Annotated in this window: 13 protein-coding genes; 9 read left to right on the top strand and 4 right to left on the bottom strand. The window is 43.6% G+C overall.

What is annotated here, in order from left to right; all coding sequences use genetic code 11:
* Positions 1-24 precede the first annotated feature (24 nt).
* Positions 25-690 carry a hypothetical protein gene (locus tag AC1U9U_RS01810; RefSeq protein ID WP_479958842.1) on the bottom strand — a complete coding sequence of 222 codons (666 nt, stop codon included), beginning with the start codon at positions 688-690 and terminating at the stop codon, positions 25-27.
* A 337-nt stretch (positions 691-1,027) separates the two neighbouring features.
* Here AC1U9U_RS01810 and AC1U9U_RS01805 point away from each other — a divergent pair, with 337 nt between their 5' ends.
* The gene (locus tag AC1U9U_RS01805; protein WP_479958841.1) at positions 1,028-2,680 is read left to right on the top strand and encodes an L-lactate permease; all 1,653 of its coding nucleotides are present in this window, start codon (positions 1,028-1,030) and stop codon (positions 2,678-2,680) included.
* A 294-nt stretch (positions 2,681-2,974) separates the two neighbouring features.
* On the opposite strand, the gene AC1U9U_RS01800 is transcribed toward AC1U9U_RS01805, so the two are convergent.
* Positions 2,975-4,201: a PucR family transcriptional regulator gene (locus tag AC1U9U_RS01800; protein ID WP_479958840.1), complete on the bottom strand. Its 1,227-nt coding sequence runs from the start codon at positions 4,199-4,201 to the stop codon at positions 2,975-2,977.
* 373 nt (positions 4,202-4,574) lie between these two features.
* Here AC1U9U_RS01800 and AC1U9U_RS01795 point away from each other — a divergent pair, with 373 nt between their 5' ends.
* From AC1U9U_RS01795 to AC1U9U_RS01765, 7 genes are all read left to right on the top strand, one after another.
* Complete coding sequence (locus tag AC1U9U_RS01795; RefSeq protein WP_479958839.1) at positions 4,575-7,217, top strand: molybdopterin-dependent oxidoreductase; 2,643 nt, start codon at positions 4,575-4,577, stop codon at positions 7,215-7,217.
* Between the two features lie 19 nt (positions 7,218-7,236).
* Positions 7,237-7,815 (top strand): 4Fe-4S dicluster domain-containing protein, encoded by a 579-nt coding sequence (locus AC1U9U_RS01790; RefSeq protein WP_479958838.1) that lies wholly within the window; start codon positions 7,237-7,239, stop codon positions 7,813-7,815.
* A gap of 3 nt (positions 7,816-7,818) precedes the next feature.
* Entirely contained in the window at positions 7,819-8,697 is an 879-nt protein-coding gene (locus AC1U9U_RS01785) for a dimethyl sulfoxide reductase anchor subunit family protein (protein WP_479958837.1), read from the top strand.
* A 248-nt stretch (positions 8,698-8,945) separates the two neighbouring features.
* Complete coding sequence (locus AC1U9U_RS01780; RefSeq protein ID WP_479958836.1) at positions 8,946-9,305, top strand: BlaI/MecI/CopY family transcriptional regulator; 360 nt, start codon at positions 8,946-8,948, stop codon at positions 9,303-9,305.
* Complete coding sequence (locus AC1U9U_RS01775; RefSeq protein WP_479958835.1) at positions 9,302-11,785, top strand: DUF5301 domain-containing protein; 2,484 nt, start codon at positions 9,302-9,304, stop codon at positions 11,783-11,785. Before AC1U9U_RS01780 ends, AC1U9U_RS01775 begins: the two co-directional genes overlap by 4 nt.
* 239 nt (positions 11,786-12,024) lie before the next feature.
* Entirely contained in the window at positions 12,025-14,046 is a 2,022-nt protein-coding gene (locus AC1U9U_RS01770; protein WP_479958834.1) for a molybdopterin-dependent oxidoreductase, read from the top strand.
* A complete protein-coding gene (locus tag AC1U9U_RS01765) occupies positions 14,039-14,587 on the top strand; it encodes a 4Fe-4S dicluster domain-containing protein (protein WP_479958833.1) in 549 nt (182 codons plus the stop codon). The genes AC1U9U_RS01770 and AC1U9U_RS01765 overlap by 8 nt, the downstream gene beginning before the upstream one ends.
* A 136-nt stretch (positions 14,588-14,723) precedes the next feature.
* On the opposite strand, the gene AC1U9U_RS01760 is transcribed toward AC1U9U_RS01765, so the two are convergent.
* Both AC1U9U_RS01760 and AC1U9U_RS01755 read right to left on the bottom strand, forming a co-directional pair.
* Positions 14,724-17,375, bottom strand: a complete 2,652-nt coding sequence (locus tag AC1U9U_RS01760) for a cation-translocating P-type ATPase (protein WP_479958832.1) — start codon at positions 17,373-17,375, stop codon at positions 14,724-14,726.
* Positions 17,376-17,459: 84 nt separating this feature from the next.
* On the bottom strand, positions 17,460-18,635 hold the full coding sequence (locus AC1U9U_RS01755; protein ID WP_479958831.1) for a cation diffusion facilitator family transporter: 1,176 nt from the start codon (positions 18,633-18,635) through the stop codon (positions 17,460-17,462).
* Between the two features lie 207 nt (positions 18,636-18,842).
* On the opposite strand from AC1U9U_RS01755, the gene AC1U9U_RS01750 reads away from it, so the two are divergent.
* A partial coding sequence (locus tag AC1U9U_RS01750; RefSeq protein ID WP_479958830.1) for a DUF2156 domain-containing protein occupies positions 18,843-19,398 on the top strand: 556 nt, incomplete at its 3' end.

Genomic DNA, 19,398 nt, shown 5'->3' with positions numbered 1-19,398 from the left:
GCACTGAGGCCAAGTAATCCTGTATTATTCATGGAAAAGGAAATCATTTCTCTTAAAGGACCATTTTATTTCTTTGCATTCAAGGGGAGGATATGCTAGGGAGCTATGAGGATTTATTTCGTAGCAATATTTGGCATGGATGCAATTAGGAATATCTAATAAATCTAAGATTTGCTTGGTTAGGTATACGCATTCTCCATAGCCTCCGCCGATCAAGTGAACTTTGGAGTCTCGGCAAGATTCCAGATATTCCCTAAAACCGGGCGGAAGGTACTCCAGTAAATATTCTTGAAGGTCCTCCGAATGGCAGCATTTGTAGTCCGGTATATAGCTTGGTTCAATTAACACCATTAAGCCATTATGGAAGGGCATAATACAGTGATGTTTGAGTAACTCTTGCTTTATATCTACGGTGTCGATACCGTCTTCATCCAAAAGTCTAACTGCTAAATCTGAACAATACTGCTTGAAGATCGGTTTACCGGTTAAACTCTTATCGATAAACGAGGGGATAAATTCTCCAAAATAGCTTTCATCAAAGACATCTATAAGCATCCTAATATCATCGAAGGAATGTTTAGCCAGAAAGCCTTTTACTTTTAGAAGATAGTTCAAATTATAGAAGTTTGAGTAGGTTTTCTGAATATCGATGAGCAATAACTTATGTTTATAGTGGTGGAGTAATGACATAAGCTTCACCTCTAGTTAGCAATTAATTTCACTTATAGTATAGATGATTTTCCTGATTTTGTAGAGTAGCAAATGGAGTTCACTTTATAGAGATAATCGAAGAAATTGTCGGTAAGAAAATATTGATTAGCAACTAAAATAAAGCTAATATAAAAGTGAAATATATAACATTATCTATCAGTTATGGTAAGACCACCGAGCTGTATTGGTATCTGCTTATCCTATTAATAATATTTAGGAAAGAATGAAATTCCGGAAGGGTGGGATGTTTATTGAAATAAGTGAATATTAGTTCATCTTTACAACTGAATAGAAGAAGATGAAGGGTGGATTTTATATGGCATGGACACAAAACTATAGTGCTCTAGGAGATAATTTGTTTCTAACGGCCATAGTTGTAGCAATTCCAATTGTCTTTCTTTTTTGGGCTTTAGCAATCAAGAAAATGAAAGGCCATATTGCCGGAGTTTTAACCCTATTAATCGCTTTTGTGGATGTCGTACTTGTTTATGGTATGCCTGTCAAAGTAGCCTTCTCCGCTACGGTTCTTGGAATTATGAATGGTTTATTCCCAATTGGTTGGATTATTATTACCGCGGTATTCTTTTATAATCTTACGGTTGAGGCCGGTGCTTTTAATGTAATTAAAAGCTCTATCGCTTCAATTTCCAGTGATAGAAGGCTTCAAGCTTTATTAATTGCTTTCTCCTTCTCAGCTTTCATGGAAGGTGCTGCAGGTCAAGGTGCACCCGTAGCTGTTGCGGCAGCCATACTTATCGGCTTGGGGTTTCCTCCGCTGCCGGCGGCGATTATTTGTCTGGTAGCTAATGTTCCTCCCGTACCCTTTGGCCCCGTGGGTACACCAACCATTACTATGGGCAAGGTAACCGCTATGAATGATGCGGTACTAGCTCATGGATTAGCCATAAATATGTCCTTATTCTGTATTATTATTCCTGTAGCTATGCTCCTTGTCTTATGTGGCTGGAAGGCAACTAAGGAGGTTCTGCCGGCAGCCTTTGTGAGTGGAATTAGCTTTGCCATACCATTCTTCCTTCTTGCTAAATATAATGGACCAATGCTTCCCAGCGTTGTTGGTTCTGTTGTTTCCATAGTGTGTACAGCAATCTTTATTCGTGTTTGGAAGCCTAAAACACTTTGGCGTTTTGAAAACGATCCTGAAGTATCTAAGGAATTCGGGCAAAAATATACTGGGGGACAAATCTTTAGGGCCTGGTCACCTTATCTTGTCTTGATGGTTCTGATGGGAATCTGGGGTACTCCGCAATTTAAGAATTGGGTGGCCAATGACCTGCAATGGTTCGTGAATATTAAGGAATGGCCAGGACTTCATGGTTTTGTTATGCAAGCTGCTCCCATCGTCTCCGACCCCAAGATTTATGCCGCTAGTTATAAATGGGATTTCTTTGGTTATGCTGGAACTGCTATGTTAATCTCCGCGATTATTACTTTGCTTATTTTAAAAATCACCCCCGCCACAGCGGTACGGGTTTTTGGTAAAACCATGAAACAGTTGGCTTATTCATTAATAACTGTAATGTCTGTTTTAGGTATCGCTTGGTTGGCCAATTACTCTGGAATGTCCTTTACACTGGGTTTGGCCTTTGCTTCCACAGGGGTACTCTTCCCCTTCTTCTCTCCGGTTCTTGGCTGGCTCGGTGTATTTCTCACAGGTTCCGTTACCTCCTCCGGAGCATTGTTTGGAATGCTGCAAAAAGTCACTGCCACTCAGTTGGGTATGAATCCGGTTCTGACAGTTACAGCAAACTTGCTTGGCGGTTCCATGGGGAAATTGATCTCTCCACAATCCATTGCCATCGCCTGTGCGGCAACAGGATTAATCGGCAAGGAGAATCAGATTTTCCGTAAGACGGCAAAATACTCTGTTTATCTGCTGCTCATTGTCATGGTGATTATATTCCTAGAAGCTTATCTGACACCGGGCCTTATGCCCATTGCTCCAGAGTGACCACCTTTCTCAAAGGTAAGAAGCTCTCTAGTCAGGAGCGTTACGGCATCCTATGTGGCGGTGGTCGTCATACTTATTCGTTTCTTTCATAAAGACAGAGGGAAAACCTGTTTAAACATTTGCAGAAAAAAGGGGTTAAGAATCCGGTCATCGTTAAGCCATGGGGTAGTGTCGGTAATAGTTAAAAAAGAGTAGGGGCGATTTTTCGCTCCTACTTTATTGGTTTTGTAAGATCTATACACAACCTGCCTTTATAGAACTAATTAATATTAGGCATTTGCATAATGGGATTTTTCAAGATAACAGTTCTTCTAGGCCATGAAGTCTTTTTATTTTCAGGGAGGCCATGATATCTAAACGAGTATTATTATCTGCCAAAGATTTGCCTAAAATATTTTCAATTTTATTAAGCCGGTAGCGCAAAGTATTAGGGTGCATGAAAATGGCTTTTGCAGTCTTGCTCACATCAAATTGATTATCGGCAAAGCTTTCGAGGATAGTCACCAGCGAACTTTCCGGGTCGTCTTGTTTATGCAACTCCCCGAGGACATGGAGATAATATTCCTTTAAATCCTGAAGATCGTGTTTATAGAGAATCCGTTCGAGGCCGAGATCGCTAAAGAAGGGAATAGGGATACTTAAGAGTTTTCCCATTTCAAAAGCTACTTTTGCTTCTTGATAGCTGCGAAAAAGTTCTGTCGAATCAGCATAGACCTGTCCTAAGCCGCAGGCAGAAAGACCTCTTAATTCTGTATTTTGGACTTGGGAGAGGATTTTCTCGGCAAAAGCGCGAAGTTCTTCCTTTTGTTGAGCGGGCGTATCTGTTTGTAGGGGAACAAGGATGACTAGCTCATTCTGGCGAACTATGGCAGCCGGGTTTTTATAGTATATCTCGATAAAATTTTGCTCAATAATTCTGGAGAGGACATCCATGAGATGCCACTCGGTCGTATGAAGCTTAGGTTCAGGTAGGAGAAAAACCATGACGGTGTGCGGAAGGCGAAAATTCCAACCCCACATTTCGCCGGTGGTGATGATATCATCGCTGCGTTTAAGGTTTCCGTAGAGAAGATCATATAAAAAGGCGTTTTTAAACTTGCTTTGCTCTTGTTTCAGTTCCAAGCGGCTCTGAAGATGAACTGCACACAGGGATGATGAATAATCCAAAATGGATTTGTAGTTATTAAGTTTAGGGTTGTTATTATCTGTAAGCACAAAGATATAGCCGAGGATACGGCCAAAGGGAGCAACAGCTCGGCCTATGGCAGGTGCTTGAAAAGTACCGGAGGAAATAAGGCAGGGAAAAAGTGCTTCATTAGTAGTCCGAGGGTGATCTAATTGAACATGAAAAACCTCGAACTCATAATGAGAAGAGGCAGAGACCAATTTATAAGCAGCAGAAGAAATTAAAACCGGACGATTCACTATTTTGGCTAAGGCAGCAGCGAGTTGATCAAGACCATGTCCGGAAGCTAAGATCAATTCTTGCATGTAATTAGGAACCGTGAATTCCATGTCCATCGTTTCATCCACCTTTCCTATGTTGCTTTCCAAGAAGTGTAAGGGGCCTTGTCCTATACTCTAGGGACTTGGTAGTATAAAATAATTGTGGACAAACTATACGAAAGAAAATATATTGTAGCTATATTTTCATACTGGTGGTAATCATAGTGTAAAGGAAACTTTGGCCAAGGACTTTGTTGCAGAGTCTAAAAATCACAGGGCTATTTTGTACTTGTGAACATATGGCCTAATTGCAGGCTGATATATACTGATTATAGATTCAGGAGCTGCTTCCGGTCAAATTAGGGCCAATACATTCCTTGATTTGTACCTGGATGCACAGATCTCCAATTAGGAAGATGGATCAACGATAAAAGGGAGGTAGGGATCTATGTCAAGTCTACTAAAAAAAATAAGAGACAATAAGATAAGCCGTAGAAATTTCCTAAAAGCTACTGCGGCCGGTACTGCTAGTTTGGCTTTGGCTGGTTGCGGAAGCGGCTTAACTTCAGTAGGGAAAAATGTTAATGCCCTTGGCGAAGAGCAAGGAGAATGGATTCCCGCCGCATGTTGGCATAACTGCGGTGGTAGGTGTTTGAACAAGGCATTAGTGGTGGATGGAGTTGTCGTTCGTCAAAAAACCGATGATACCCATGAGGATTCTCCGGATTATCCTCAACAAAGAGGCTGCCTCAGAGGACGCTCGCAACGTCAGCAGGTTTTTGGTGCAGATCGTCTGAAGTATCCCATGAAACGTAAACATTGGCAACCAGGGGGCGGCGACAAATCCTTACGTGGTAAGGATGAATGGGAAAGGATTTCCTGGGATGAAGCTTTAACTTATATTGCCGATGAATTGCAAAGAGTAAAAAAAGAATACGGCAATCGCTCTGTTTTACACATCGGTGGCTGGAGCAGTAGAATTACCGATATCTCCCGAACCCTAGGGTTGTTCGGCGGATACTGCGAATACTGGAATACCAACTCCTTCGGTAGTTGGGCGATGACTCCCAAAACTGTTGGTTTCCTGCAATTAGGCGTATGGGATCAAACAGTCAACGACCGTTTCGATCTGCGCAACTGTGAGACCATTATTATGCTTAGCATGAACCCGGCTTGGAGTGCTATGGGAAGTTCCAGCTGGCATTACCTCCAAGCTAAGAAAGCCGGAGCAAAATTCATCGGTATCGACCCCTTTTACAATACTTCCTATTCTATGTTGGGCGCAGAATGGGTACCGGTACGTCCAAGTACCGATGCGGCTTTATTATTAGCAGTTGCCTATGTGCTCATTACCAAGGATCACCCGACTTTAAATCCACTTATCGACTGGGAGTTTTTAAATAAATACTGTCTCGGTTTTGATGTAGACCATATGCCTGAAGGGGAAGATCCTAAAGGTAACTTCAAAGACTATGTGCTCGGAACCTATGACGGCATTCCCAAGACACCGGCATGGGCTAGCGAGATCTGCGGGGTAAAAGAAGAGCAAATTGAAAAGCTAGCCTTGGAATTCCGAAAGGACAAAAAAGTAGCATTCTTATGTGGAATGGCTTCGGCCCGAACCAGAAACTCAGATAATTTGCCCCAATTGATTATGACCATCGGTGCGATGACTGGCCACATGGGTAAGTCCGGTCATATGACCGGCAGTACTATGCATGCTACCTCCGGTAATGGTGGTCCGGCTTTAGTCTGTGCAGGTTCCAACGGGTTACCCGGCATTGCCAATCCTGTGGATGACAGTATCAACGCCGGTGAGGTCTGGGATGCCATTCTCAATGGTAAGTACAATTTTACGGGAAGCGGGGACTTTACCTCTGCCGATCAATACAAACCCGGAGAAGAAAGAGATATTGATATCCACATCATTTACCATTCGGGTGGGGCAACTTTGCAGACCAGTGACGGTATGACTAAAGGTATCGAAGCTCATCGCAAGGTAGATCTGGTTGTTTCTCATTCCCAATTCGTCACGACCAATTCCAAGTATGCTGATATTGTCCTGCCGGTGACCACCGAATGGGAGAAATTCGGCGGATTCTCCGGGGGAACCTTGGTTCATAGCGGTAACCGGGAAATGATCATTATGTATTCCCAGATTTCAGAGCCTCTCTATGAAGCCAAGAGTGACCAGTGGATAGCTATCGAGCTTGCCAAAAAGTTAGGCATAGATGAAAAAGAGGTATTTCCCTTTGACGAAAAGCAGCAATTCTTTAATACTTTAGCCAGCACCACGGTCGTCAACGAAGATGGCAAAACCTATGGTCCTCTAGTAACCATCACTGAAGAAGATATTAAGGAGATGGGTGTTGCCGGCAAACCCCAAACTGGTAAGATCACCTACCGCGAGCTTAAGGAAAAAGGAGTATACCAAGTAAAACGGTCCCAGGGGGATAACTATGGCTATATCGCTTATGAAGATTTTGTTAAGGATCCGGAGAAAAATCCCTTAACTTCCGAAAGCGGTAAATTAGAGATCTATAGCCGTAAGTTAGCCAAAACCATCAATGAAATGGGCTTTAGTAAGATTCAACCTATTCCTTCCTATATTAAACCAGTAGGTGGATACGAAGATACCCTCCAAGATTGGGAAGGTAAGAACAAAGGGGATTATCCCTTCCAAGTTATTAACCCTCACTATTTGCGTCGTTCTCATACCGTCTTTGACAATGTGAAATGGCTGCAAGAAGCTTGGCCCAACCCGGTCTTCCTGAATACCAAAGATGCTCAGGAGAAGGGTATTAGTGATGGAGATACGGTTCTTATCGCTAGTCCCTATGGAAAGATCCTGAGAAACGCTTGTCTAACGGAAAGAGTAAGACCGGGTGTAATTGCTCTACCTCATGGTGCTTGGGTCGATATGGATGAAAAAACCGGCATCGACGTAGGTGGTGCTGACAATATTCTTAGTGGTCAAGTTCCCACCGGGCAAGGTGTCTCAGGATTTAATACCGGTGTAGCCAAGATTGAGAAATATACGCCATCAAAACTAATTCCCGATGTGGAAAAACCGGCAAGAATCGTATTTTAGGAAAGGGGTGTAAGTAAAAATGGGCAAATTAGGTTTTTACTTTGATATGGAAGCCTGCATTGGCTGTTGTACCTGTCAAATTGCTTGTAAAGATAAAAATAATAACGAGATTGGCGTGTTATATCGCCGGGTAAGGAATTTTGAAACAGGTGTTTATCCGCAGCCTGATGCTTTCAATTATTCCTCTTCCTGTAACCACTGTGCAGAGGCTAAATGTGTAAAGGGTTGCCCCACCGGTGCCATGCACTTCGCAGAGGACGGAACCGTGCAACACGATAAGGATAAATGTATCGGGTGTAAATATTGCATCTGGAACTGCCCTTATGGTGCCCCCCAATTTCTTGAAGAAAGCGGCATAGTGGGGAAGTGCAATAGCTGTAAGGATCTACGTGACCGGGGAGAAAATCCTGCCTGTGTGGATGCTTGTATTATGAGATGCCTGGAATTTGGCGACTTAGACGAACTTAAAGCCAAACATGGTGTGGGTTTAGTTCAAGAACTACCCATTTTACCAACGACAAAACTCACTAACCCATCGGTATTGATTAAACCCAAGGATTGTGCAATGGATTCTAACCCTAGAGAGAAGGAGGTGTAAGCAGTGGAAAACTTATCTTTAATCTTATTTTCTATCTGCATACAAGCCGCTATTGGGACAATGACCTTTGTAGCTCTAGGTAAGTATTTCAATAAGGAAGGGCAGTTTAAATCGGCTATGGTAACTGCAGCTGGTTTGGCGATAGTTGGACTGCTTGCTTCACTTATGCACTTAGGCAAGCCCCTTTCGGCTCTGAATTCTCTTGCTCACTTTGGCACCTCTTGGCTGAGTCGGGAGATTTGGTTTACCGGTGTCTTTACCGGATTAACTGTTGTTGCTGCATTATTAATCATTGTAAAGCCTTCAGCCGAAGGTGCTGTCAATGTTCTGACCCCCCTTGCGGCGGTTGTCGGCCTAGCTGATGTCTATGTCATGGCTTCGATCTATAATTTTGCCTCTGTCCCGGCCTGGCAGCACGGTTCGATTTTTGTAGAGTTCTACGCAGCCGCCATCTCCCTGGGAGCAGTCATCTTCCTCGCATTAAGCGGAAAGGAAGCAGTAAAAGTAAAAAAGGCAGCATCTTTAGCCGTAGGAGTTGCAGTCGTATTGCAAGTAGCGGCCATGGTACTCTACTATATCCAACTGGGAACAAGTGAGAATTTAGCCGCAGGACAGAGCCTAGCTCTCTTGAATAGTATGGGCGGAGTTATGGCTATGAAATGGCTCTTGATTCTGCTTGGGGCGGGATTGCTGATGTTCCCCATGGGTAAAGGAAGTATGAAGGTATCTGCCGGTCAAGCTGCAGTTCAAGTGGCGGCAACTACTGAAGGTGCGGTGGTCGCAACTGTTTACCTCGCAGCTGCCCTGCTGGTCATCGGTCAGATCCTGGGACGCTATCTCTTCTATGTAATCATGGTTATCAATACGGTTGGCTTAAGCTGAATCACAGGCTACATTGATGCACTCTTTGATTCAGTGATAACTAATATGTAATTCGGGGCTGCTACTCTTGAACTTTATGGTTCGAAATAGCAGCCCCTTTGCATATTAAAGAATTCTTCGCCGAGTTAAGGATTCTCATTTGACAGAGTAGGTTTATTACGATAAACTTACATTAGGTTTATTATGACAAACCTTATAGAAGAATAATTGAGTAAATCTATAATGAAAATGATGAAAGGAGGATACACATGGAAGAATTTAAGCTTTTTGATGCGGAATATAAGTTTCTTAGTATCATTTGGGAACTTGAACCCATAAATTCAACGGAGTTAACAAAGGTGTGTCAAGAAAAGCTGGGTTGGAAAAAACCAACCACCTATACGATGATCCGTAAACTGTCCGAGAGGGGTCTTGTCAAGAATGATAAGGCCACCGTTACGACCATCGTAAAACGGGAGCAAGTCCAAAAGTATGAGAGTGAGGTGCTCTTAGAAAAATCCTTTGATAATTCTCTGCCGGCATTTTTAGCTGCCTTTCTCAAAGGTAAGAAGATCTCTAGACAGGAGGCTGAGGAAATCAAAAAGATGATTGAGGAGGCGACAAAATGAGCGGGTTACAAACTGCATTTACAACCGTATTGAATATGAGTATTACGGCGTCCTATGTTGCCTTAGTTGTCATGCTTATTCGTTTCTTCTTAAGAAAGGCTCCCAAAATATTTTCCTATGCTTTGTGGTCGGTCGTTCTGTTTAGACTTATCTGTCCTTTTACATTGACTTCGGACTTTAGTCTGTTGGGGCTGTTAAAGATGGATTCGCAAACAGGTACAGGGGCCAGCGTATTAGAATTCATTCCAAGTGATATCGCGATGATGCCCAATCCGACAATCCAGTCCGGTATCGTCAGCTTAGATACTGCGGTAAATTCATCCTTACCACCGGCTACACCTATGGCAAGTGTTAACCCAATGCAAATATGGTTGGATGGTTTGAGCTTGATCTGGATGATAGGTATTGTTGTACTAATTACTTTAAGTACAATTTCTTACATAAGGACTAAAAGGATACTTCAAACGGCTACCCTGGTTAAAGATAATATTTATGAATCCGACCGCCTGAGTACTGCCATTGTATGTGGGTTTATGCGCCCAAAAATATATGTACCTCTGGGTGTAACCGGAGCCGATTTGAATTATATACTGGCACATGAACAAACTCACATTAGAAGAAGGGACTACCTCATAAAGCCTCTTGCTTTTTTTGCTCTCATTCTCCATTGGTTCAATCCTCTGATGTGGCTGTCTTTTATCCTCATGAGCCGGGATATGGAGATGTCCTGTGATGAAAGTGTTCTAAGGAAGATGGGTGAAGAAGCAAAGGGTGGGTACTCCAATTCTTTACTGGCACTTTCAGTGAAAAGAAACGGGCTTTTTACAATAAATCCTCTGGCCTTTGGCGAAATCCATGTAAAATCAAGAGTTAAAAATATCCTTAATTATAAGAAACCTGCTTTTTGGGTTGTGATCGCTTTGGTCATTGCTGTGGGCGGTATGTTATTCACTCTGATATCTAACCCCGCTGATAAAGAACCGGATCTGTCCTTCCTCAATCCAAATAATCTGGCATCCCTGCTTATGCAAGGAGAAGGGGTACAGATTAGCGAAGCGGGGTATTCTTATCCCATCATAGTGTCTAGTGTGGAGTTGGGAAAATGGCTGTCCTCGGCAGCGGATGATTGGAGGAAAAAGGAAATCACCTCACCCTATAAACTTACGCCCTCCATTACTATTCATGTCAATGGGGATAACGAGATTCGCTTTTTTGAAGCGGAACCAACCCTGGCCATGGTCCAATCTGGTGATCAGCATCGTTACTATGCTATTCCTAAGGAAGATTTCCAAGTTATTCAGAAAATGACTCTGCTTGGCTATCCCAAGATCCAAAGCGTGACGATGTCCGAGTGGAAAAAAGGGGAAGAGGTTGCTCCGGTAACCAGTACAGACGGTGCTATTTTAGAGATGGCAGTACACCTGGCCCAGGAAGAAGAGAATCCTTCCTTCCTCTGGAGGTACACCAGTGTAAACGATGTACCGGCTACGGCCAATTTTATGCGAATTGTCTTGGAAGGCCCGAATGCTGCCTATACATATTTCCTCTACACTGAGGACGGCAAGAACTACAATGTTGAAAAACCTTATGAACGCATCTATAGAATCAGCCCGGAGACTGCCCAAGCAATCATCAACCTGTTTCGAGAGGTTGGGAATAAGCCAAAGGAAACCGCCACTTTTAATATAGAAGGAAGTATTAACACCATTATGTCTTCTCCGCTAAGCTCCTCCAACCCACAAGATTACATCAATGCCCATCCGGATGAATATGAAAAAATCCTGAAATATGGTGGGGATGAAGCCATGCAATATATGTTTCATCAATTTGAACAGGGGAATGCTGAAGGTCTGAGGGGACAGATCATGATGCGACTCTGTAAAGACATCTTAGGAGCAAGAAATACTATCACAGATGAATCTCTTTCTCCCCAAGAATGGTATTTCGCTTTATCCAGCCAAGAAACGATTAAGCTCCCCGATTATACCTATGATGGAGAGGATTGGCTGGAAAAGCTTGTTTATAGGACTGAAACTGAACGCTATTCCCAGCCCCAACGGGGATTTAGTGTAGTGGCGCCCAAGATATTTATGAGTTATGAGGAAGAAGATTTTCTCAAGGTATTTGTAACTACCTATAGCGCGACTTATATAGCAAATTATAATAATGGGAATGCTTTAGTTCGGGAGGTAAGTGGGAGGATTACACCCGCTAACATTACCTACAAAAAGAATGGGGGAGGGGGCTACGAATTAGTCAGCTATGAGCAGGCAATGGACGGTGCCGAATTTCTCCCTTCGATTCGACAATACTGTACTACACCCGTATCAGGCAAAGAGATCCCCGGCTTAGCTGATGAGATCACTAAACATTATGGGAATTATGAGGACCTCCATAAGCTGCAGAGAGAAAATCTGCTTAAGCATTTGCGGAAAAATGGAGTTAAGAACCCAGTTATCATTAAGCCTGGGGCAGTGTAGGTAATAGTTAAAAAAGTAAGGGGCATGGTGTTAACTTTTCGAACCCATATGAACGAGGACTCTAAAATTGCTGAAGAAATTGCTGCACCTATTTAAGTCGGTCTTGTGCAAGTAGAATACGCGTCGGAAACCTTGCTAAAAATATTGAACGAGAAAGACTGAGATTATGACAAGTAAGGAAAAATAGATTATTCAATATTGTAAGTTACTATTATAAAGGCTAAAGGCTGGTGTTAGGTATGCCTACTTTTCGCAATACTTGTCCGCGGCATTGCTATGGCTCCTGTAGTATGATTTCCCATATGAGCGGGGGTAAGTTGACACGTGTGGTCGGTGACTCCGAGCATGGCTATACCCGGGGGAGGCTTTGTGCTAAAGGATATTCCTTGATTCAATATACCTTGGATGAGTATCGTTTGAAGTATCCATTGCGACAGGTGCGGCGGGGATCAGGGGAGTGGCGACGAATCTCTTGGGACCAAGCCTACGAGATTATCGCCTCAAAAATACTTGAGTTGAACGACCGCTACGGTTCCAATCTGGGCTTAGGGTATTATAAAGGAAATGGCAATGCCGGGTTACTGCATCAGGCAGTTGAAGGAATGTTCGCCAGTCTGGGTCCTCATACTCGACCGGTCGGAGATATTTGTTCCGCTACCGGGGAAACAGCTCTGCTGGAGACTATAGGGGAATTAAATAACCCTGATCCGGAGGAGATGAGCGATGCCGGGTTAATCGTGATCTGGGGAGCCAACCCGGCGAATACCAATATTAATCAGATGAAATTTATCTATGAAGCCCGCCAAAAGGGAGCACCGCTTGTGGTTATCGACCCGATCCTTACCCATACAGCGGGTAGAGCGGATTTATATATCCAGATCAATCCAGGCACCGATGCCTGGCTGGCTTGGGGTATCGCAAAAATACTGATTGAGAATGGTCGGAGCGATAAGAAGTTCATTGACCAGAGGACCGAAGGTTTTGATCGATATAAACAAGAGCTTGAGAAGATTACTTTAGATGAAGTCTGTTCACAAACAGGAGTTCAACTAACTGTCCTTGAGGAATTAGTCGATCTCTATGCTCTTCGTCCGGTCGCTAATTGGCTAGGCTTCGGCATCCAACGCTATCGCAATGGGGGAGAATCCATAAAGGCCGTAAGCGCTCTGGCGGCTTTGACAGGGAGTTTTGGGTTAGGTGGTGGGGTCTATTTTCGCAACCGACTCCAAGAAAATTTCCCTCAATCCTTAGCAAAGCATGAGGGAGTAAAGCATCCTTTAATCCCTTCTTCCCGAGGGGTCCCGGCCAACGATTATCCTCGTAGTGCTATGAAGCTTCAAGATCCACCTCTAAAGATGCTTTGGATATCTTGTGGCAATCCTTTAGCCCAAGATTATAATCTACAGGCTTGGCGGGATTTATTGGAACAAATGGAGTTGGTGATTACTGTGGATCTCTATCTGAATCGCACTTCTCGACAGTCCGATCTTGTCCTGCCTGCTGCTTCCTTCTTTGAAGAAGAGGATTTGCATGTAAACTTTTGGCACCATTGGCTTTCTTACAACCAAAAGACTCTACCCGCTTTCTATGAAGCAAAAAGTGATCTGCAGATTGCCCGGGATCTAACCCGAAGGCTTAATGAACTTGGGCCTGGTTTTTCAAATTTCCCTTCAGATAAAGAACCCTGGGATTGGATTGAAGAGGAGTTATCACCGGGGGTTAGGGAGCTTTATGCTTTGGCGAATCCTGCTGATATCAAGAAACGCTCCTTTAAAAGGAAGAAAGAGGGCTCCCCAGCTAATTGGGTGTATCGTTTCCCAAGAGTTCAACCACAAGTTTTCGCTGCGACCGAAGCTGCCGATTCAGCGCTGGATTTATCAGTAGATTCATCGGTCGATTTATCTTTTCAATTGCCTTATCATTTACTCACTCCCCAGTCTTTGCTTAAATTCCATACACAATACGAGACTTTAACTTGGCTAAATTCAGAGGGGGAAGAAGAACCAACCATCGAACTGGCGGAGGAGATCGCTCGTCAGCATAACATCCGGGAAGACTCTTCTGTGGAAGTCTATAATGAGAATGGTTTCCTGCGTGGAAGAGCTAAAATTAGCCCCTATCTTCCTGAAAATGTTATCTTGGTGGAGCAAAGTGATCGTTATCCTATAAATCATCTGATCAGTGGTCAAGGTAAAGCGGGGGAGAGTATTCCTTATTTTGATTGTATGGTCAACATCAGAAGGAGTCGAAAAGATGTTTAAAAGAAAGGGCTTCTTATTTAATGCAAATCTCTGCATAGGTTGCCGTGCCTGTGAGATGGCCTGCCGTAACGAAAACCATACCCCGGCCAATATTCACTGGCGGCATGTTAAGGAAATCGATGTGGGGACATATCTATCTATGGCGTGTAACCACTGTGATAGCCCGGAATGTTTTCGCGTCTGTCCCAAGCATGCCTTTAACAAAAGAAAAGATGGGATTGTCGAGATCGATTCCTCCCTTTGCAACGGTTGTCGTATCTGCGTGAAGGCTTGCCCTTATGATGCTCCCCAGTATAATATCAATACCAATAAGGTGACCCGTTGCCAGATGTGCTATCCCCGTCAGGATCATGGGTTACCCCCGGCTTGCGTGGAGGCATGTACCACGGGAGCTTTGACAACAATGGACCTTAACGACCCTCAGCTGCCGGAAACTGTACGGGTAATTCCGGGGTTTACAGATATCCGCTTAACAAAACCTTCAATTCTCTTTTATCCACCGCGGCCGAAGAGGAGATATTTTCTTAAGCACGATTCATAACAATATGCAACCATTAAGAAATATCTAAAATGGAGATGATATCCAGGGATGATGTGTCGGTGTCTTAGTTATAGAAGTAAAGCCTACCATGCGTAGGCTTTTTGTAATTTCAACTCCGTCCCTTTGACACGAATTTTTAAGCGCTTCTTCTAACAAAAAATTTATAGACTTCCTTAAGGATAAGAGGGATAACAGCTAGGCATAGGACGATTCCCCAGTCTCTCAAGGAGAGCATTTGCAATTTGAAAGCACTGGAGAGGAAGGGGACGGAGATGACCATCAGCTGGAGTAACAAGCCAACGATAATCGCCCCGATTAAGTATTTGTTAGAGAAGAAGCCTACCTGGAAAATGGATTTGGTGGCACTTCTCATGGCGAGGGAGTAGAATAGCTGGGAAGCCGCTAAGACCACGAAAGCCATGGTACGAGCATAGGTGAGGACATCGTCTGGGATGTTGTTGGAACCTAATGTATAACCGTACTCCTTGAGGCCCACGTAGAAAGCCACAAGGGTCAAAGCCCCAATAAGCACACCGCCGATAATCGCCCGCACACCGGCTCCATGGGCAAAGAAGCTTTCTTTGGGATCCCGGGGTTTTTGCTTCATGACTTCTTTATCCCCGGGGTCGACACCTAAGGCAATGGCCGGCAAGGTATCAGTGATCAAGTTAATCCATAAAAGTTGAGTGGGCAAAAGAGGAACGGGCCAGAAGAAAAATACCGAGAAGAAAATGGTAACTACTTCTCCTAAGTTACAGGAGAGGAGGTAGATGACGGATTTTCTAATATTATTATAGATATTACGGCCTTCCTCAATGGCGTGAACAATGGTGGTAAAGTTATCATCGGTTAGAATCATATCGGAGGCACCCTTGGAGACGTCGGTACCGGTAATTCCCATGGCTACGCCGATGTCGGCATTTTTAAGGGAGGGAGCATCGTTGACCCCATCGCCGGTCATGGAGACGATATTGCCTTGGGACTTAAAGGCTTTGACGATCTTAACTTTGTGCTCCGGTGAGACTCGAGCAAAGACTCTTAATTTGCTGATGCGGTTGGAGAATTCTTCATCGGATAATTCATCAATTTCGGAACCGGTCATACTTTGCTCTAAGGATTCGGCGATACCTAGCTCCTTCGCAATGGCCACGGCGGTATTTTTGTGATCTCCAGTAATCATAACCGGAGTGATGCCTGCTTGCTTGGCATCACGGATGGAGTCCTTGACTTCGAGACGGGGCGGATCGATCATTCCCACCATACCGATTACAGTAAGATCCTGCTCCAGTTCATCAGGACTGATGATGCGGTCCACATCTTTATAGGCTGCTCCCAGGACCCGCAGGGCCTCATCGGACATTGCTTCGGCCACCCGGAGATACTCTATTTTCATTTCATCGGTGAGAGGAACTACTTTCCCTTCGATTAATGCCGTGGTAGAAATTTTAAGAATATTATCGATGGCTCCTTTGGTATGTACCCGATATTTCCCATCCTCTTCATTGAGGGTAGACATAAGTTTGCGGTCAGAATCAAAGGGTTTTTCGACCACTCGCTTATGTTCGGTATTCAAGGTCTTTTTGGCGAGGTTAAAGCGATCTCCTAAGATTACCAGGGCGATTTCCGTCGGGTCTCCCGTCCCTTGTCCATTTTCATAGGTGGCATCGGAGCAGAGGACGAAGGTCTTGACTAATTCTTTTTCCTGAATTCCCCCGTCAAGATTTGGGCTTTCCCGAGGTACTTCTTTCAGAGCATTCAAAGTATAATACTTAACCACGGTCATTTGGTTTTGGGTTAGTGTCCCAGTTTTATCAGAGCAGATAATATTGACAGATCCCAGAGTCTCGACGGCGGGAAGTTTTTTTACGATAGCGTTGATTCCGGACATGCGGGTGACTCCAAGGGCCAAAACAATGGCGACAATGGCCGGCAGGCCTTCCGGTATGGCTGCTACCGCTAGGCTGATGGCGGTCATGAACATTTCAAAAAGCTCTCGCTTTTGGAAGAAGGCGATGACAAAGATTAGTACGCAGATGCCGATGGCAAGATAGCCAAGGATTTTTCCTAACTCTTCCATTCTCTTCTGTAAAGGGGTCATTTCCTCGATGTCTTCATCGAGAATCCTGGCGATTTTGCCGATTTCTGTCTCCATGGCCGTGCCCACCACTACCCCTTCTCCGCGACCGTAAGTAGCTAGGGTAGACATAAAGGCCATATTATCTTGATCCCCTAAGGGCGTTTTGGGATCTTCCAGGACCTTTTGAGCATCTTTTTCCGTGGGCACGGATTCACCGGTTAGGGCGGATTCCTCGATCTGAAGATTGGCGCTTTCGATGAGGCGAAGGTCCGCAGGGATAAAGCGCCCAGCGTCAATGATGACAATGTCTCCCGGTACCAGTTCTTCGGAATTGATTTCTTTAACTTCCCCATCCCGGCGTACTAAGGTTCTAGGGGTGGTCATCTGCTGTAAGGCCTCGATGGCTTTTTCCGCCTTATACTCCTGAAAAACGCCAATGGCCGCATTGAGAAGAATTACCAAGAGAATGATTATGGCGTCCACATACTCTCCAATAAACAGGGTGACTAAGGCGGCGGCTATCAATACATAGATCAACATATCTTTTAACTGGGCGAAGAATAGAGAGATAAAACTTTTCTTGGGCTTTCCCTTTAGTTTATTAGGACCATACTTTTCCAGTCGGGCTTGCACCTCTTGGTTAGTAAGTCCCGAGGAAGGATTAACGTTAAGTTCACTTAGAACTTCCGCTTGAGGTTTGGTAAACCACATTCCCGGATCACCCTCCATTACTGATACTTCTCTAAAGTTGAGTAGACAATATGAAAAGGCTGCAACAAGGTGATAATATTTAAGTTAATTTTCTGTGTCTGATTGTGTGACAGAGTTGATGATAACATTTAGTTGAGGGTCTTTTTCCTTTAACTTACTAATGATAAGTTTGCGAATTTTATCGGCTTCCGGAATGAGCGGAGAAGGGACGGATAATTCAAAAATGACGTTCATACTCCGGTAGCCTTTGGTCATACGAATATTATACGCAGTAAAAGATGCATTTACCTCTTTCACAACATTTTGAACTAGGGACTCCATATGCTTAATCTTTTGTTCATCGGTTGTAATAGGGTCGATGTGAATAACAATGTTAATATTAAGTTCTTCAGAGATGCGCTTTTCTAGATCATCAATTATTAAATGGGCTTCCACGATATCCACAGTATCCCAAATTTCGGCATGAATAGAGGCAATGGTTCTGCCCGGACCATAATCATGAACTTTTAAATCATGAGTCCCCACCACATGCTTACCTTCATTTACCATATCCCTAACCTGAGCGGACAGTTCGGTATTAGGGGATGCCCCAAGAAGAATATTGACTGTTTCCTTGGCGATGGTGTAGCCGGTATAGAGGATAAAAAGGGAAATAAGCAGCCCTACATAACCATCGATGGCTAGGTTAAAATAATACCCTATTAAGGTAGAAAGGATGACGGCACTGGTAGCTAAGGCATCATTAAGACTATCATAAGCAGTGGCTTTAATGATTCCTGAATTGATCTTTTTCCCGATATATCGGTTATAGGAGAACATCCAGATCTTGAGGGCAACAGAAAGTCCCAAGATAATCAGTGAAAGGTAACTAAAGATTACCTCCTCCGGGTGGAGAATCTTACTGAAAGAATTTTTGAGAAGTTCAAAACCGACCAGAAAGATAAGAAAGGAAACGATCAATGAGGATATGTACTCAATTCTGCCGTGACCAAAGGGATGTTCCAAATCTGGCGGACGATTGCTCATTTTTGCCGAGACAATGGCAATGATGGAGGAGCCACAATCGGAGAGGTTATTGAAAGCATCGGAAATTACGGCGATGCTGTTCATAAATAACCCCAGAAGCAGCTTAAAGGTAAAAAGAAGAAGGTTGCAGATGATGCCCAGTTTTCCTGCTAAAATTCCATAAGCCTCGCGAACCTGCTTATTTTCGATATTCTCATAGTTAGGGATGGTGCGTTTAACGATAAGCTTGATCAATATATTACCTCTCCCTCAGGATATAAGCTAAAGTATATAATCCCAAGGTATTAGCTATTTGATTCTAAGATATTTTAGAGTATGATAATAAAGTGCCGGAAAAAAGCTAAAAGCACTCTGTAGACTTTGGCAAGTTGTTCTTATAAAATAATAATATCATGTTTAGGCAATTTATAAAAATTGAATAGTACATAAGGTGGATAGAAAATGATTGAGTTTAAAAAGGTTGAGATTAAAGATAAAGAGTGGATGAAACCCTTGCTTGAGGCTGCGGATCTGGGCGGTTGTCATCAAAACTTTACTAACATTTTTGCATGGTCAGATGTTTATCGTTATGAGGTGGCCAGAATAAATGACTACTTAGTTGTGAGAGGACATATCGAAGAGCTGCCTCACTATTATTTTTATCCCGCCGGGACGGGAGATGTGCTTCCGGCCCTAGAGGAAATGAGGAAGGATGCCCTGGATAATAACCATGAGTTTGTGATATTAGGAATGTCACCGGAAAATATGGCTACTTTGAAGGAGCTGTATCCCGATCATTTTGAGTATCAGGATATGCGGGATAGCTTTGATTATGTATATCTGGCGGAGAAGCTCGCGACCTTAGCCGGGCGCAAGCTCCAAGCCAAGCGCAATCATATTAATCGTTTTAACGCTAATAATAATACTTGGGCTTTTGAATTAATCACTCAGGAAAATATTGCTGAATGTTGGGAAATGAACTTAGAGTGGTGCCGAAGAAATAATTGTGCTGATGATG

The organism is Desulfitobacterium sp. (assembly GCF_982384815.1).
This window is presented reverse-complemented; position numbering and strand designations above follow the sequence as displayed.

Bases quoted from the DNA above. Each gene is read 5' to 3' on its own strand.
- AC1U9U_RS01760 (WP_479958832.1), bottom strand. From the start codon at position 17,375: ATGTGGTTTACCAAACCTCAAGCGGAAGTTCTAAGTGAACTTAACGTT.
- AC1U9U_RS01770 (WP_479958834.1), top strand. From the start codon at position 12,025: ATGCCTACTTTTCGCAATACTTGTCCGCGGCATTGCTATGGCTCCTGT.
- AC1U9U_RS01775 (WP_479958835.1), top strand. From the start codon at position 9,302: ATGAGCGGGTTACAAACTGCATTTACAACCGTATTGAATATGAGTATT.
- AC1U9U_RS01790 (WP_479958838.1), top strand. From the start codon at position 7,237: ATGGGCAAATTAGGTTTTTACTTTGATATGGAAGCCTGCATTGGCTGT.
- AC1U9U_RS01805 (WP_479958841.1), top strand. From the start codon at position 1,028: ATGGCATGGACACAAAACTATAGTGCTCTAGGAGATAATTTGTTTCTA.
- AC1U9U_RS01800 (WP_479958840.1), bottom strand. From the start codon at position 4,201: ATGGACATGGAATTCACGGTTCCTAATTACATGCAAGAATTGATCTTA.
- AC1U9U_RS01810 (WP_479958842.1), bottom strand. From the start codon at position 690: ATGTCATTACTCCACCACTATAAACATAAGTTATTGCTCATCGATATT.
- AC1U9U_RS01765 (WP_479958833.1), top strand. From the start codon at position 14,039: ATGTTTAAAAGAAAGGGCTTCTTATTTAATGCAAATCTCTGCATAGGT.
- AC1U9U_RS01795 (WP_479958839.1), top strand. From the start codon at position 4,575: ATGTCAAGTCTACTAAAAAAAATAAGAGACAATAAGATAAGCCGTAGA.
- AC1U9U_RS01780 (WP_479958836.1), top strand. From the start codon at position 8,946: ATGGAAGAATTTAAGCTTTTTGATGCGGAATATAAGTTTCTTAGTATC.